This is a genomic window from Vallitalea okinawensis (assembly GCF_002964605.1).
Taxonomy (GTDB): domain Bacteria; phylum Bacillota; class Clostridia; order Lachnospirales; family PQDH01; genus Vallitalea_A; species Vallitalea_A okinawensis.
The window spans coordinates 491,892-507,754 of the sequence record NZ_PQDH01000003.1; the positions used below are offsets into that span (position 1 = coordinate 491,892).

Annotated in this window: 15 protein-coding genes; 4 read left to right on the plus strand and 11 right to left on the minus strand. The window is 34.3% G+C overall.

Going from position 1 to position 15,863, the window contains the following annotated elements; all coding sequences use genetic code 11:
* Nucleotides 1-29: 29 nt before the first annotated feature.
* Nucleotides 30-1,058 (minus strand): class II fructose-bisphosphate aldolase, encoded by a 1,029-nt coding sequence (gene fbaA / locus C1Y58_RS11725; RefSeq protein WP_105616228.1) that lies wholly within the window; start codon nt 1,056-1,058, stop codon nt 30-32.
* Between the two features lie 325 nt (nt 1,059-1,383).
* Here fbaA and C1Y58_RS11730 point away from each other — a divergent pair, with 325 nt between their 5' ends.
* On the plus strand, nt 1,384-2,700 hold the full coding sequence (locus C1Y58_RS11730; protein ID WP_105616229.1) for an alkaline phosphatase family protein: 1,317 nt from the start codon (nt 1,384-1,386) through the stop codon (nt 2,698-2,700).
* A 44-nt stretch (nt 2,701-2,744) separates the two neighbouring features.
* Here C1Y58_RS11730 and pgmB read toward each other — a convergent pair whose 3' ends face one another.
* From pgmB to C1Y58_RS11770, 8 genes are all read right to left on the minus strand, one after another.
* Entirely contained in the window at nt 2,745-3,404 is a 660-nt protein-coding gene (gene pgmB / locus C1Y58_RS11735; RefSeq protein ID WP_105616230.1) for a beta-phosphoglucomutase, read from the minus strand.
* 130 nt (nt 3,405-3,534) lie between these two features.
* Nucleotides 3,535-4,473, minus strand: a complete 939-nt coding sequence (locus C1Y58_RS11740; protein WP_105616231.1) for a dipeptidase — start codon at nt 4,471-4,473, stop codon at nt 3,535-3,537.
* A gap of 157 nt (nt 4,474-4,630) precedes the next feature.
* Nucleotides 4,631-5,803: a 30S ribosomal protein S1 gene (gene rpsA / locus C1Y58_RS11745; RefSeq protein ID WP_105616232.1), complete on the minus strand. Its 1,173-nt coding sequence runs from the start codon at nt 5,801-5,803 to the stop codon at nt 4,631-4,633.
* Nucleotides 5,804-6,114: 311 nt separating this feature from the next.
* Nucleotides 6,115-7,107 (minus strand): ABC transporter permease, encoded by a 993-nt coding sequence (locus tag C1Y58_RS11750; RefSeq protein ID WP_105616233.1) that lies wholly within the window; start codon nt 7,105-7,107, stop codon nt 6,115-6,117.
* Nucleotides 7,108-7,118: 11 nt separating this feature from the next.
* Entirely contained in the window at nt 7,119-8,165 is a 1,047-nt protein-coding gene (locus C1Y58_RS11755; RefSeq protein ID WP_105616234.1) for an ABC transporter permease, read from the minus strand.
* Nucleotides 8,166-9,020 (minus strand): ABC transporter ATP-binding protein, encoded by an 855-nt coding sequence (locus C1Y58_RS11760; RefSeq protein WP_105616235.1) that lies wholly within the window; start codon nt 9,018-9,020, stop codon nt 8,166-8,168.
* 90 nt (nt 9,021-9,110) lie between these two features.
* Nucleotides 9,111-9,728, minus strand: coding sequence for a TetR/AcrR family transcriptional regulator (locus tag C1Y58_RS11765; protein ID WP_105616236.1), 618 nt, complete (start codon nt 9,726-9,728; stop codon nt 9,111-9,113).
* Nucleotides 9,729-9,926: 198 nt separating this feature from the next.
* Nucleotides 9,927-11,138, minus strand: a complete 1,212-nt coding sequence (locus tag C1Y58_RS11770; RefSeq protein ID WP_105616237.1) for a mechanosensitive ion channel family protein — start codon at nt 11,136-11,138, stop codon at nt 9,927-9,929.
* A gap of 174 nt (nt 11,139-11,312) precedes the next feature.
* On the opposite strand from C1Y58_RS11770, the gene C1Y58_RS11775 reads away from it, so the two are divergent.
* From C1Y58_RS11775 to C1Y58_RS11785, 3 genes are all read left to right on the plus strand, one after another.
* Nucleotides 11,313-11,693 (plus strand): hypothetical protein, encoded by a 381-nt coding sequence (locus C1Y58_RS11775; RefSeq protein WP_105616238.1) that lies wholly within the window; start codon nt 11,313-11,315, stop codon nt 11,691-11,693.
* A gap of 37 nt (nt 11,694-11,730) precedes the next feature.
* A complete protein-coding gene (locus C1Y58_RS11780) occupies nt 11,731-12,114 on the plus strand; it encodes a hypothetical protein (RefSeq protein ID WP_105616239.1) in 384 nt (127 codons plus the stop codon).
* A gap of 142 nt (nt 12,115-12,256) precedes the next feature.
* Nucleotides 12,257-12,586, plus strand: a complete 330-nt coding sequence (locus C1Y58_RS11785; protein WP_105616240.1) for a hypothetical protein — start codon at nt 12,257-12,259, stop codon at nt 12,584-12,586.
* Here C1Y58_RS11785 and C1Y58_RS11790 read toward each other — a convergent pair.
* Nucleotides 12,583-13,554: a LacI family DNA-binding transcriptional regulator gene (locus C1Y58_RS11790; RefSeq protein WP_105616241.1), complete on the minus strand. Its 972-nt coding sequence runs from the start codon at nt 13,552-13,554 to the stop codon at nt 12,583-12,585. The two genes, C1Y58_RS11785 and C1Y58_RS11790, sit on opposite strands and share 4 nt — an antisense overlap.
* A 75-nt stretch (nt 13,555-13,629) precedes the next feature.
* On the minus strand, nt 13,630-15,828 hold the full coding sequence (locus tag C1Y58_RS11795; protein WP_105616242.1) for an alpha-galactosidase: 2,199 nt from the start codon (nt 15,826-15,828) through the stop codon (nt 13,630-13,632).
* Between the last annotated feature and the right edge of the window lie 35 nt (nt 15,829-15,863).

Below are 15,863 nucleotides of genomic sequence, written 5' to 3' on the forward strand. Positions count from 1 at the left end.
TTGGAGATTGCACTCATTACACAATTATTTTACTTATAGATAGTTTGACCACTTGATCTTAATACATTACATGCTTCAACAACACGATCCGCCATACTTGCTTGTGCCTTCTTGAGGTAAGATCTTGGGTCATACATTTTTTTATTACCTACTTCACCTTCAACTTTAAGTACCTCATCATAGTGCTTAAACATATGGTCTACAATAGGTCTACTGAATGCATATTGAGTATCAGTATCTATGTTCATCTTTATGACACCGTAACCAAGTGTTTCTTCAATTTCTTCTTTTGTTGAACCTGATCCACCATGGAATACAAGATAGTATTTCTTTTCATCACCATGTTTCTCTTTTAAAGCATCTTGACCTTCTTTAAGTATAATCGGTTTAAGCTTAACATTACCAGGTTTATATACACCATGTACATTTCCAAATGTAGCAGCTAGCATATAACGACTATTAGGTATTTCCGCCAATACTTCTTCGAACATTAACATATCTTCTGGTGTTGTATATAGTTTGTCCTTTGATACATTCTCATTGCTGACTCCATCTTCTTCTCCGCCTACAACTCCTGCTTCAACTTCAAGTATAATATCATTCTTTGCACATTCAGCTAGAAGTTCCTTTGAGATTTTAACATTTTCCTCTAAAGGAATGTCAGAACCGTCAAACATATGGCTATTAAACAAGTTTGGGAGACCTTGGCTTCTGCGCTTCGCTGTTTCTTCAATAAGAGGCCTCATAAAAGAATCCACATTGTTAGCTGTACAATGGTCAGTGTGAAGTGCTATATTGATGTCGTACTTTTCAGCCATAAGATGAATATGTTGTGCCAATGATATTGCTCCTAAAGCAGAATCAGCTACTGATCCACTGGCATGCTTCCCACCACCAATAGATACTTGAATAATTCCATCTGATTTCGCTCTTGCTAACCCCTCTAAAACACCGTTTGCAGCCTCAACATTAGCCACATTAATTGCTGGAAAAGCGTAGTTATTTTCACTAGCATGATCGAGCATCTTACAATAAGTTTCATAATTTGCTACTGGCATTCTTCTCACTCCTCATTTTATTTTATGGAATAGGAAAGATATTAATACTTTCTATCCCTATATTATATTTTGCATCAATTTCAGTATCTCACAAAGTCACCTTTATCATATATGATTCACTTCTTCATGTCAAATTATTTACAAGATCATTATCCACTTTGAGACATTTGATAGTCTTCTCTTATTGCCAAAATTTTGTATATAATGTGAGAACATCATAGGCATCTAGTGAATTTTATAGTATAATGTAAATAATATATTCATCCAATAATTTGAATCTACATAGAAAATGATGAATTTATAGAAAATTTAAAGGAGTGCTGATATGAACAAACATGTCGTGATGATCAGTGTAGACGCATTGAGCAATACTGAATTTGACGTACTTCGTGATTTACCAACTTTCAAAACTTTCATTGAAAATGGCTCATATGCAAAAAAAGTAACAAGCGTCTACCCTTCCCTAACTTATACTTGCCATACAAGTATAATCACCGGCACTTATCCTCAAAAGCATGGTGTCTACTCTAATTATATATTTGATCCGTACAAAACTAAACCTGATTGGTTCTGGTATTCTAGAGACATACAAGTTAAAACACTGGTTGATTATGTTAAAGAGATAGGTGGGAGCGTTGGTTCTGTATTCTGGCCAGTTATGGGAGCAAACAAAAATATTACATGGAATTGTCCGGAGGTCTGGTCCAATAATCCTAAAGAAAATCAAATCCTTGTGTCCCTTAATGCAGGTTCAAGGTATTTTCAAATAAAAATGGCTTTAGCTAATTTAAGAAACTTAAAAGGTTTAATTAATAAGCAGCAACCCCAATTGGATGAATTCATCACACAATCGGCTGTACACATGATCAAAAAATATAAACCAAATTTATCCTTGGTTCACCTCATCGCACATGATCACGAAAAACATGTGTTAGGTGCTAAAGGTCATCATATACAAAAATTACTTTCTGAAACTGATACACGAATTGCTCGAATTGTTCAAGCTACAAAAGATGCTGGTATTTATGATCAGTGTACTTTTGTCATCCTTGGCGATCATAGTAACTTAACATATGAAAAAATCATTAATCTTAACGCTATATTCCAAGACAATGGATTGCTTCAGCTGGATGAGTTAGGGCAACTGAAAGACTGGAAAGCTTATGCTGCTAACTGCGATGGTTCTGCTCAAATACACGTCCATGATGAAAATGATAGAGATCAGGTTTATCAAATGTTGATATCATTGAAAGATAAAGAAATTGGAATAGAAAAGGTCTATACAAAAAATGAACTTCGAACTATTTTTAAAACCGACGGTCCTTTTGAATTCATGGTTGAAGCAAGTCGTGGTTATTGTTTTGGAAAAGAGAAAGTATTTAACCGTAAATACGATAGCGTCACTGATGGAAAATTACGAGGTATTACGTACCATAAAGGTCATCACGGGTATAGTCCACTCAAAGAAAATTATCAGACCATATTCTTCATCAAAGGAGCTTTAGCTAATCAAAACGTAGTCGTTGACGAGATGCATTTAACTGATATTGCACCAACCATTAGCCGATTATTTGGTATCGACATGATGAATGTGGATGGTCAACCAGTTGAATGTTTTATAAAAAGTACTTTCCTACAATAAAATAGAGCCCATTATGGTTATTCAACCTAATGGGCTCGTCTAACTTATTTATCATTCAATATTTCTTTCATGCCTTCCACAGTTAATTCATGTAATCCAGCAATTATAACGTCAGCAATCGGTAAGTTTTCTTTTGTCCCTACACCAATTCCTAGCATATTCCCTGCATGGGCTGCTTCAATACCTGCATAAGCATCTTCAAAAACAACACAGTTTTCCGCTGGTATACCACATTCTTCTGCACCTTTAATAAATACTTCTGGATCTGGTTTAGCTTTACTTACTTTATTCCCATCAATAACTGCATCAAATAAATCTTCAATGGCCAAAGCTTTTAATATACGCGGAGCATTCTTACTTGCAGAACCTAGTGCAGTTTTAATTCCTACATCTTTACAAGCAATTAAGAACTCTTTAGCACCAGGTAATAACTCGTCATCTGTCATAACAGAGATATAATCAACATACCATTCATTTTTCTTTGTTGCTAATTTAACTTGCTCTTCTTGGCTTAATTGAATATTACCTAACTCCATTAAGATTTCCATACAACGCATACGGCTGACACCTTTAAACAGCTCATTTTCTTTTTCTGTAAAAGGAATATTTAATTCTTCCGCTAACTTTTTCCATGCTAAATAATGATATTTAGCAGTATCTACAATAACACCATCAAGGTCAAAAATAGCGCATTTAATGTTCATTGGAATCCATCCTTTCAATTAGTCATCAGGATTAATTCTAGTCTGTGCAACCGGTTTTGTCAATTAAAAATTTCGTACTTTTATTAAAATTTTATGATTTTCCGACAGTAAATTTACAAATTCTTAATGCTTACAAAGTTTTTAATATGCGTTCTGTATTCTTATACATAATTAAATCAAGTTCATTTTCAGAAAACCCTTGTTTTTTTAAAGCATCTCTTAATAATTCTATCTTAGATATATTGTCAATCTCGAGCTCACATTCTATACCATCAAAATCTGAGCCAAGAGCCAATACCTCAATGCCACCAATTTTTTTAATGTGCTGTATATGTTTTACGATATCCTCGACTCGACTTTTAGAACTATCTCCTAAAAAAGGGGCAAAGAAATTTATACCTAGAATTCCGCCTTTATTTGCTAAAACTCGTATCATATCATCCGTCATATTTCTTGGATTTTTTTTGATAGTTCTGGCATTTGAATGAGAAGCAACAAAAGGTACTTTAGATCTTTCAGCCACGTCATAAAACCCTTGATCTGATAAATGAGAAACATCGATTAGCATACCTAAATTATTCATCTCCTCAATAACCGATTTCCCAAAGTTAGTTAATCCACTTTTCATATAACTTTCTGTTAAATTAGGATACCCAATTGCATTCGGATAATTCCATGTTAAGGTCATCAAACGAATACCTTTATCATATGCATCACGCAAATTATCTAAGCTGTCTGCTATTGCATCGCCACCTTCAATGGTTAAAAAGGCTGATATCTTCCTATTACACTGATTTTTTTTATAAGTATCATAGTCAGTAGCAACTCTTATGTATTCTTTATTCTCATCTAATATATCATAAAAAAAGTCATAAATTTTTGTAAAATAATTATAGGGAGAAACATGTTTTGGAATCGCTTTTCGATTAATAAAAAATGCAAAAAATTGAGCTAATACATTCCCTTTGTCAAGTTTATTCAAATCTACATGATGATCATTACTCAGTAATTTTTTATCATCTTGTTCATATAACCTTAATATTGTATCACAATGAAGATCAATAACCAATTGATTCACCTCTGTTTAATTAACTCTAGTACTTAATATATGTTTATGTTAATCTATTATAAACTATTTTATAATAATTGAGTAGTGAAAAACTAAAAAAAGTGCCATTATTCATGACACTTTTAATCAACCACTCATATTCATTTGGACTAATAGATTAATCTAAGTTTATATTGAATAAATCACCTAAAGTTGTACCGATTTCTTGTTCCTCTTTATACTCTTCAGGTATATTAGCTCTTGCTGCTTCTGCTAAAGCTTCTTTCATGCTTAAGCTTAATTTTCTTGATGAGCTATCAACACTTAAAATCTTCACTTTTACTTCTTGCCCAAATTCTAACTCATCATCTGGCTTGCTTATACGCTTTTCAGAGATTTCGGAAATATGAACCAATCCTTCTATTCCTGATTCTAATTCAACAAAAGCTCCGAATCCTGCTAGACGACTAACCTTACCCATGACTACGTTACCAACTTTATATTGTTCACTTGCCTTCTTCCAAGGGTCGTCATTCACATCTTTTAAGCCTAATGCAATCTTACCTTCTTCTTTCTTGAAGTCGATTACGTATACATCAACAACATCCCCTTCTTTGACAATATCACTAGGATGTTTAACCTTTTTCCAAGATAAATCGCTATTATGAATGAGTCCTTGAACACCACCTAAATCAACAAATGCTCCAAAACGAGCTAAACGAACAACTTTTCCACTGAATTTTTGACCTTTTTCAATAGTTTGAAGAAGTTTTTCTCTTTGACGTTGTCTTTCTTCTTGTTCAATTACTTTATGTGAAAAAATAACTTTTTTATTATCTTTGTCGAATTCAATAAGACGTAGTTTGATTGAAGTACCGACGTAAGGCTTTAAATCACTTACATAATCAACAGAAAGTTGTGACGCTGGTATAAAACCTCTAACCCCCTTGAAGTTAACTACAACGCCACCTTTAACTACATCTTTTACAGGTAATTCAATTTCTTCTTGCTTTTCAAAAATGTCTTTCAAATCATCCCAAACAACAATTTGCTCGGCTTTCTTCTTTGAGAGAAGAACATTCCCTTCACCATCATCTACTTTGAGAATCATAACATCAATTTCATCGCCTTCATTAACTGCAGACTTTAAATCGACATTTTCAAAGGAAAATTCATTTTTTGGGATAATGCCATCAGCATAAAACCCTATATTAACAAGAATTTCTTCTTCGTTAACAGAAATAACCTTACCTTTAATAATATCATCTGGATAAATCTTCTTTACGTTTTTCTCAATGTCGTCAATGAAGTCATCCATTGTAACATTTTCTTGTAGCTTTTCATTCTCCATCCTTATCGCCTCTTTTCATGAATATTATCAGATAACTAACAATTCTCTCACATTTTGAATACTGAGATTCTTGTGTCCTTATATCTCCAACATATATTATCTCATTAAATGCATTTTTTTTCAATAGATGAAATACCCTAATATCAATAAAAGTTACTATTACTATATTTCAAAATCTGCAAAAAGAAAATAATGCTTAGAAAAGCATGGTTAAAAATAGCACATACGCAGTATGGCTACTTATATAGAAGTCATACTTTATACGTGCTATTCAATCGTTTGGATTAGTTCCCAATATTTCAATATGCATTTTACGCGTTAAGACCATTAACAATCTTCTTTTTCATGCCTAAGAAAAAGAGACCCGTTAAACCTAGGATGATACAACTGTAAATTACCACTTCTGTCCAACTGGCTACTTCTGTGACAACATCCATTAAACCTTTAAATGACCAATAATAGGGGGACCAGTATAGAAAGAATTGAAAGTTATTCGGCAGCAGCAGAGCTCCTATTATAGATATAGATATTATGAAAAGGAATATTTTAGCTGTAGCTATTCCTTCTGTCTGATTAGAACTGGTTACTCCCATAAAGAAACCAAATACTAAGGCTAAACTATAGGATGTGATAGCTAATAAAATAACCTGTAAAATATTAATGTTCATTAAATTGAAGATCCATAATACCAATATGGTATTAATAATAGATAGAATTAAACCTAAGCTGCTTTTCCCGATTATATATTCACTCTTTGACATTGGAGTTACATTCAATGCTGCTAATGTCCTTTGTTCTTTATCTTCAATAATACTTAACCCAATGAACATACCACTTAACACAATAGCCGTTATAATGACACTTATACTCCCTATTGAAGCGATAGGAGACAAAGAATACCCAATATCAGATATACCTATAACCACATTGTAATTTCCATTATAAAAATAATCGTCTAGAATAACCTTTATCAGGTTCTCTTTTTCATTACCTTCTTGTATGATCATGTACTGCCCATCTTTTTGCCTGTAGAGTCCTTCAGTATCTCCTAAGCCGTTGACACGATTTTCAATCTGACCTAAATCATCGTAAACCTCTACATCACCATAACTCTCAAATACATGTCGTAGTTCCAACTCAACATTCTTGTGTAAAGCAAAAGTAAAGGGAGCCTCTTCCACCGTTGGCACAAAGAGTTGTATTAAAAATGCTAGCAATATAGGTGCTAATAGTATATAGGCTAACATAAAATCCCTAACGGCAATATGCATATCATGACAAAATAAATTGATAATTCGCTTCATTGTCTCCCCTCCTATCCTTTAACTAATCTTCTACTAAATATTTGGCTGGTAATAAAAAACACAACAACATCCAGTAATAAAAATACCCCTAGAGTATTGATAATCATTGATGTATTGCCAGTTGGGAAGTAAGCTTCTTTTAGAGCATACATCAGTGGATACGTAGGTATTATTTTGAGCCAGGTTGGATTATAAGCCGGTACAAAATAAGAAATCATAGGTGCTGAAAGGATTAAAGACAGTAATATAATCCATACCATAGACTTCGATAGGTCCTTAAAAAATGATGCTATCAATAAACCAATTGAAGACCCAAAAATATTGCCTACAAACACTAAAAGAAGTACAAAGCTAAAACTTCCTTTCAAGCCAACAGTTGGTATGGTGATGATGCAACAACTGACTAAACCCAAAACAGCTATGAAGACTGCTTTTGATACTAATAACTCCCCAATCCGTCCTGGCGTTATAGCAAAGGCTAATTCAGTACGTTCTTCTTTCTCACTGAAAATCAGTGTAGCAATCATAACAAATCCGACTAATGTTGATTCAAATAGAATGAACAGAGGAATCATTGAATGATTAAAAGGTATATTAGGTTCAGAATTATAATCTTTTAATAATTGGACGGAGTATGCTCCCTCCCAAGACTCTTCATCACTCTCATACATTGTTTTCATTTGACGCCGAATGGACAGCTTATACAATTCAACCATAGACTTACTTTCATGCCCCTGTAAAATTAATTCTACTTCTGGTGTATCATTCATCAATGTCAAATAAACACCGACGCTGTTAATATTTGCTTCCATGGCTTCAATTATTGCATCCCTTGATTCTAATACCTGTTGATCATCTTCCAATAATGTTCCAAAGGAATCTAATACCTGCTGATCAACAGCAAAAAAAATGGTTGCTTGATGGCTCATATCTTCTGGTATTACAAAGCGAATAATAAGAGCGAACATAATTGCCGTTGCTATAATAACAGCTGTGAAATAGTTCTTACTACCTAGTATAAACTCCTTTTTTATGAGAGCTCTTATACGTGCTATCATTTATTCCAACCCCCTACCTGTAACGCGAAGAAAAACTTCTTCAAGAGTTGGCTCACCTGAATGAACCGTAAGAATCTCTTTCTCCATCATGATGTTATTTAATCGCTGTTTCTGATCTTGTTTATTCAGATGAAGATTTTCCTTCATAAGTCGATTATTTTCTTTATATTCCACAGCTACATATTGATCCCCATATTGTAATTTTAAATTCTTAGGTGTATCAATCATACTGATCTTTCCATCTACAATTAATGCCACTCTATCACACAATTCATCAGCAATATACATGTTGTGTGTTGTTAGGAAAATGGTGCTTCCTTCTTGCTGCTTTTGTCTAATAATCCCCTTAATGTTACTAGCTGTATTCGGATCTAATCCCGATGTTGGCTCATCCAAAAACCAGAGTTTTGGTCGATTGATCATCGATCTTGCAAAAACCAATCTTTGCAACATCCCTTTTGAATACTTCCCTGCCTTTTTCTTTTGATCATCCAAAAGACCTACTTGTTCCAACAATATGCCTGGTTCGATGGTCTCAACATCAAACATTTTTGCATGAAAAGCTAAGTTATCGTACCCACTTAATTGTCTATAGACATTTGCTCGTTCGAAAGAAACTCCAATTTGATTAAAATACTCAGCTCCAGGTTTAATAAGCTTCGTACCATCGATAATGATATCTCCTTGTTGTCGTTGTAATAGTCCTGTTAAAATCATTTGCGTTGTAGATTTACCAGCACCACTGGGACCTAAGAATCCAAATATCTCACCCTTTTTAATATCGAAACTCACATTTTCTACTGCATAATTATCATCTTTGGTATAAGAATGATATAGATTATTTACTTGAACCATAAGCTTCCTCCTTTAAATTTTATATTCACATAATATTCATCCAAATCTTTAATTTCATAATTTTCAGTTATATGTGTAGTTAGAGAAGATTTACTTCTCTTTCAATAGTCCATGTTTCAAAATATCAATCATACCATCCATATATTCTTTCAGGTTTTGAAAATGATCTTTTGGATTTTCTTTGTAGTAATTTTCTATCATCGTATTAGATACAGTAAAAAGCATATCACTAGCAATCTTTATATCTATCCCTTCACGAAGTTCACCTCTAGCATTAGCTTGATTTAACATGATGGTATAAATATTATCACTTTTTGATTTATGTTTGCTATAGACCTCCTTCTTTAACTCTGTATCCATTAACAAAAATTCCGAAATCGCTAAGTACTTAGGATGTTCTAATCCAAAATCAACACCTAGATAACACAGTTTTGTATATAACTCACTAAAACTATATTGATCCATTTCAACAAATATAGGCTTAAATACTTCTGCCTTCTCGGCAGCTAAGGTATCAATTATATACATATAAAGATCCTTTTTATCTTCAAAATATTGATAAAAACTCCCTCTAGGTATACCTGCCGCTTTAATAATATGGGCAATACTTGAATCCTTATATGTTGTTCTGGCAAATTCATCAATAGCCGCGTGTAAGATTTTACTCTTCTTTTCTTCAGGTAGATTAAAAAAAGTTTGTGAAGGCATCGCATCACCTCTCCTCTCATGACACCATTGTCATATCACAAGTAAAAAATATGATGCCACAAGTATTGTGACACCCTTGTCATCTTCATCATAACTCTTATAGAATGTTTTGTCAAGCATATTTTATCCCAACTTCAAGGATGGAATTACCCCTCCCAATGATCCGGTAAACGTAGAATGTATTCTATGAAGCTTGTTTTATTCATTTGATTTACTCAATTGTTGGAAATCACTTCCCGAAGGATTCTGATGCAACTTCAATCCAAAAGATGGCAAAACAGCAATAAAATTTTCTATAATTTCTGCCTGTAAATTCTCGTAACTGACCCAATTGGTTATACCACTAAAGGCATAAGCTTCTATAGGTATACCTTGTTCTCCAGGCTGAAGCTGTCGCACCATACAAGTCAAGTCCTTTCGTATATGCTCATGATTTTTCAAATAGCTTACTGCATACTGTCTAAATAAACCAATATTTGTACATTGCCTCTCACGCAATATGTCCTCTGATAGAAGTTTTTTATTAACTAATTGATGGATTAAATCGTCATCAGCAAATCTCACAGAATTGATGTCAATATTCAAGTGACGTTTTATTCTTCTTGCACTCAATCGTTGCATATTCTCCCAGTTGACAAAAGAATCACTTAAGAGGGAGTAGGGCGGAATCGTTGTAATACTATTATCCCAGTTCTTCACTTTAACTGTATTCAAAGTCATATCAACAACTTCTCCATCAGCATTAAAGTGCGGTACTTCTATCCAATCCCCTACTTTAACCATCTCATTTGTCATCAGAATAATTCCTGACATGAAACCAGTAATAGAATCCCTAAAAACCAATAGTGATACAGCTGATATACCACCAATCCCACCTATTAAAGTCATAAAAAAACTTTGGTCTATCAGTAAATCACCAACTAGTAACAAACCAAAAAACCCGAAAAATGCTATTTTAATAATTTGTATGTAGCTATTAATGGGTAATTGCTTTAAGGCGCTATGCTCTCTTAAGATATCGCCTATTGCATTTAAAGATGCATTAATTACAAGAATAACTGTAATAACGAGGTAGATACCACCAGCTGAATAGATCACTTCACCGTAAATATTGTTTTCAAATAATGTTCCGACAACACTGGCAACAATTAATATGATGAAACCAGGTATTATATGTGATAGTCGATGAAATACTTTACGATCGTAAAGTTTACCGTCCCACTCATTCTTAGTTCTTGCAACTACCTTTTTAGTCATCCTTAGAATAATCTTTTTACTTATTTTTTGGGATACAAAGGCTACAAAAATCGTTATCAAAACTCCAATGATAAATCCTAATATATCATCAGGAGAAATTGCTAATAATTTCTCAATTACATTTTCTTTTAAATTTATAATATGATTTTCCATTTCCAGCTCCTTCCCACAGCATAATGCCTTCCTTACTCGTCCAAATAATTTTTTTATTCAATAACAAGTTTTTTGTACAAATTTTATCACCAACTATATCCTTGGCTCATAATATATTAATGTAAAGGACAAGGAAAAGTCCTTTAAGATAGAAATTTTGAAAGGAGGACTAATATGCCTGATTATAATAATTGTTGTTGTAATGATGATATTTGTTGTGCATTAAAACCTTTCATAGGTCAAACAGTGACTATTTTCACAGAAAGTGGTGGCTTATCAGGTAGTGGATTTACTGGTGTTCTTATTTATGTTGATGAGTGTTTCGTAAAATTACTAGCTCGTGTGGGTGCCCCTCCTACTTGTCCAGTAGGTAGCGATTGTGGTTATCCTGATGCAGGTTGCGGTTACGGTGGCTATGGCGGCTATGGCGGCTATGGCGGCGGTGGCAAAGGTAACTATGGCTATGGTGGAGACTGTGGCGGTTACAATCTTTTAGGTTCTATTTGTACAATACCAATTGAAAGTATTGCATCATTTGTTCATAATGCAATTTAATTTATTAAAAATATTATAGAAAAAGGAGGCCTTGAATATGCCAGGTTATGATTGTTGTTGTAACGATGATATTTGTTGTGCTTTAAGGAGATTTATTGGCCAGACAGTAACTATTTTCACTGAAAGTGGTGGATTATCAGGTAGTGGTTTTACTGGCGTATTAGTATCTGTAGATGACTGCTTCGTTAGATTAATCACTCGCGTAGGCGGAGCTCCTTCTTGCCCAGTAGGTAGCGATTGTGGTTATCCTGGAAGCTGCGGTTATGGTTATGATGGTTATGCTTACGGCTATGGCGGCTATGGTTATGGCGGTTATGGCGGAGGAAAAGGAAAAGGTGGCTGCGGTTACTATAATCCTTTAGGCTCCATTACAGTTATTCCTATCGAAAGTATTGCATCATTTGTTCATAATGCAATTTAACGAACTAATAGCTTATTGCTAAGAGGTAGCTGACTTCGGTCAGCTACTCTTATATTTAAAGCAATTTACCGCTTCAGTCTTGTAATATTAAGATTATCATGATACATATATTAAACTAAAGATCTTTTTTTAGGTGACTATCATGAACAATCAACGCTATCATGAATATGAACAAGATGCTTTTTTGAAGCATCTTTCTAAATATATTGGAAAAACTGTTACAATTTTTACGGATTCAGGTGGAAAAAGTGGATTAGGTTTTACTGGTGTCCTATTATCAGTTAACTCTTATATGGTTAGTATTGTGACCAAAATGGGACCTCCTCCAGATAATCCATTGAATCATCCTCAGCAACCTATATCTTTTAATAGACATTTAGGAGGTTACCGTCAGCCAAAAAATATTTCTGTAGGCTCTATAACAGATATCCCTGTTAATAAAATCGCTGCTTTTGTCCATAATGCTCTTTAGATTCCCTGACAACTATCTCTTATAATTAATTGAGTGGGAACTAACACTGTACGACCTACTATACGCTTACTCTTTATTCTGTTAATAACTGTGTCTATAATTGCTTCTGCTACCTCTTCAATAGGTATTCTAACAGTGGTTAAAGGTGGATTCATGTACTTGCTTGTAGGCAGATCATTAAACCCTACAATACTCATATCCTCTGGTACCTTAACATCTTCTTCATAGAGAGCTCTCAAAACACCTGCTGCCATGGTATCGCTAGCTACCAAGCATGCTGTTGGACGTTTATCTTTATTCAACAGTTCACGCATAAGTTGATAACCAGCTTCTGCATTAAAACTGTTTAGGTACACATCAGCATTATTGTATATATTTTCTTTTTCCATGAAATCTTTATATACTTTATAACGTGAATCACCAAAGTCACTTTCATGCTTCCCGCCAATAAAAGCTATTTCTCTGTGCCCTAAGCTTAGTAAATACTCAAGTGCCTTTGAGACCCCAAATCGATAATGAATCCCTACATAATCATACTGATATTCATTAAAATAGTTATCCACAAATGTAATGTGTTCACTTACTTCCAGCACTTTTCCAAGTTGATTATCATCTATGGCTCCAATAATGATGATCCCATCAACTTGATCATATCCACACAATTCTTCTGGTAAACTAATTAGTTGAATACGATGCTCTGAGCATTTTTGTTGTAATGCTGTCCATAGATAATAGTAATAGGGATCGTCAGTTCTTTTCTTTTGTACGAACCAATCAATAATTCCTAGTTTCATATTTTCTCTATATAGAACTTGCTTTTTCTTTTCGTATTTTAGAGACTTAGCTGCCTCAAGGATTTTTGCACGAGTTTCATTAGCTACAGATAACTTGGGATCAGAATTTAAAACCCTTGAAACAGTAGCAGGGGATACCCCTGCTACTCTTGCTATATCTTTAATAGTTGCCATGTTGTTCCTCCCAATATGACAAATTTTCTATACTATCCTCATCTAATTTTCCCTTTCATTATACAGTATGCCCATCTATTTATCAATTGCTTTTAAACGAAGTAAACCTGAATGAAAATCCTTCTTTCCATGAATTATTACCCCTATTTGCATTAGCTCATCACCAAAATACTCCCCATCCATACCTTCAATCCTATAAAGCTGATCCGTGTCTAAACCAGTTAAATTCAGTATATCATATCTTGTGTCTGGTTGAGCTAACAGGTAGTAATAGCCTACTAAAGCCTCCTTTTGATCTTCTGATACGACCATCCAAGAAGTAAAGTTTCGTTTCTTATCAAAAGGATTATCCATACGGTAAAAGAGTCCTTGGCGGATGAGTAAACGATTTTCCTTAAAGAAAGCAATCTGTTCCTTAACTTCTTCCTTCTCTTCATCGGTCATTGATGTCACATCTAACTCGTAACCAAAAGTTCCAAAGTATGCTACATTACCTCGAGTTGAAAGAGGTGTCATGCGACCAACCTGATGATTAGGAACCGCAGATACATGAGAGCCCATACTTGATAACGGATAAACATAAGATGTTCCATATTGAATCATCGTTCTTTCTATAGCATCTGTATCATCACTTGTCCATGTTTGAGGTGCATGATATAGCATTCCGGGATCAAATCGCCCTCCACCACTTGCGCAGGATTCAAAAAGTATATTCGGAAAAGCATGGCTTAGTTTGCGGTATAAACGATAGACACCTAAGATATAGCGATGGGCCACTTCTCCTTGCCTCTTCGGAGGTAAAGCTAATGAGCCCACCTCAGTCATGAATCGATTCATATCCCATTTAACGTATGAAACAGGTGCATCATCTAAAATCTGGGCCATCATATCAAAAACATAGTTAACTACTTCTTCTCTTGTAAAATCTAAGATGTACTGATTTCTTCCATGGGAGAGAGGACGATTAATCACTTGTATCCGCCAGTCAGGATGCTTTTCAAAAAGTATACTTTTCTTACTAATCATTTCCGGTTCGAACCATAAGCCAAATTTTAATCCTAAGTCCTCGATCTTTTCAGCTAATCCTTTAATGCCATGAGGTAATTTTTCTTTATTAGGAAACCAATCCCCCAAGGATGACGTATTGTCATGACGTTGTCCAAACCATCCATCATCCAATACAAATAATTCTATACCCAGATCTTTAGCTTCTTGAGCAAGTTTTAAAATTTGACTTTCTGTAAAATCAAAATAAGTAGCTTCCCAATTATTAATCAGAATAGGACGTACTTGATCACGCCAGCTACTCTTAACTAATCGATTACGGTATAGGGAATGATAAGTTTGACTCATACCATTAAATCCTCTATCGGAATAAGTTAAGACAACCTCAGGTGTTTGAAAGCTTTCACTACTGGTTAAAAGCCAATTGAAGTCAAAGGGGTTAATACCCATGCTCACCCTTGCTTCATCATCAAAATTGACTTCTACCTGCCCTAAGAAGTTCCCACTATATACGAAGCTAAACCCATAGACTTCACCTACATTTTCATCAGTCTTTTCTCTAGCTAGTGCAAAGAAGGGGTTTTGTATGGAACTTGAAGCCCCTCTTGAACTGGATATGCCTTGCAATCCAGCATTAAGTGGACGCTTTTTTAGATGACATTCTCGTGTCCACTTACCCGCTAAATAAACCATATCATAATCCGAATCAGGTAAGTCTATAGACATACTTAAAGCTCTTGTTAAATTAAGCTCTTCATGACTATGGTTGATGAACTGAGCACTACGTGCAATAGCTGCATAATCTTTAAATATGGAATAATATAAAATAATTTTACAGTTAATCACATCATCTAAGAGGTGAATTTCCAGAGTCTCTGCTTCTTCAGGTGACTCTACATATGTGGCTGGAAGATCAGTAAGTTCTGGTTTCCCACTATATATACGATGAGACTTATATTTAAAATCCGTGATCCTAGAACCGTTTTCTTGACTAATTTGAAATGCTGGTTCTCTAAAATCAGTTGTGCCATAGGACGGATATTCTTGACGCATAAGATCCAATGAAAAAGTTGTATCACCTTCATATGCATAACAGGTGAATCCACGCTTAGCCATCACATGCATACGTGTAAAATGATTATTATCATTCACCCTCTTTCCAAAATACAGATGCCCTAATTGACCATTTCTCATAATACTCATTATGTAACTGATTTTATCATTTTGTAAATGGAATGTTCTTTGTTCTTGATTATAATAGATAGCCATTAGTCAATCTCCTTTGTCGTATTAATTTTTAGTAA

Bases quoted from the DNA above. Each gene is read 5' to 3' on its own strand.
- C1Y58_RS11755 (WP_105616234.1), bottom strand. From the start codon at position 8,165: ATGATAGCACGTATAAGAGCTCTCATAAAAAAGGAGTTTATACTAGGT.
- pgmB (WP_105616230.1), bottom strand. From the start codon at position 3,404: ATGAACATTAAATGCGCTATTTTTGACCTTGATGGTGTTATTGTAGAT.
- C1Y58_RS11780 (WP_105616239.1), top strand. From the start codon at position 11,731: ATGCCAGGTTATGATTGTTGTTGTAACGATGATATTTGTTGTGCTTTA.
- C1Y58_RS11790 (WP_105616241.1), bottom strand. From the start codon at position 13,554: ATGGCAACTATTAAAGATATAGCAAGAGTAGCAGGGGTATCCCCTGCT.
- rpsA (WP_105616232.1), bottom strand. From the start codon at position 5,803: ATGGAGAATGAAAAGCTACAAGAAAATGTTACAATGGATGACTTCATT.
- C1Y58_RS11785 (WP_105616240.1), top strand. From the start codon at position 12,257: ATGAACAATCAACGCTATCATGAATATGAACAAGATGCTTTTTTGAAG.
- fbaA (WP_105616228.1), bottom strand. From the start codon at position 1,058: ATGCCAGTAGCAAATTATGAAACTTATTGTAAGATGCTCGATCATGCT.
- C1Y58_RS11765 (WP_105616236.1), bottom strand. From the start codon at position 9,728: ATGCCTTCACAAACTTTTTTTAATCTACCTGAAGAAAAGAAGAGTAAA.
- C1Y58_RS11795 (WP_105616242.1), bottom strand. From the start codon at position 15,828: ATGGCTATCTATTATAATCAAGAACAAAGAACATTCCATTTACAAAAT.
- C1Y58_RS11760 (WP_105616235.1), bottom strand. From the start codon at position 9,020: ATGGTTCAAGTAAATAATCTATATCATTCTTATACCAAAGATGATAAT.
- C1Y58_RS11750 (WP_105616233.1), bottom strand. From the start codon at position 7,107: ATGAAGCGAATTATCAATTTATTTTGTCATGATATGCATATTGCCGTT.
- C1Y58_RS11770 (WP_105616237.1), bottom strand. From the start codon at position 11,138: ATGGAAAATCATATTATAAATTTAAAAGAAAATGTAATTGAGAAATTA.
- C1Y58_RS11730 (WP_105616229.1), top strand. From the start codon at position 1,384: ATGAACAAACATGTCGTGATGATCAGTGTAGACGCATTGAGCAATACT.
- C1Y58_RS11775 (WP_105616238.1), top strand. From the start codon at position 11,313: ATGCCTGATTATAATAATTGTTGTTGTAATGATGATATTTGTTGTGCA.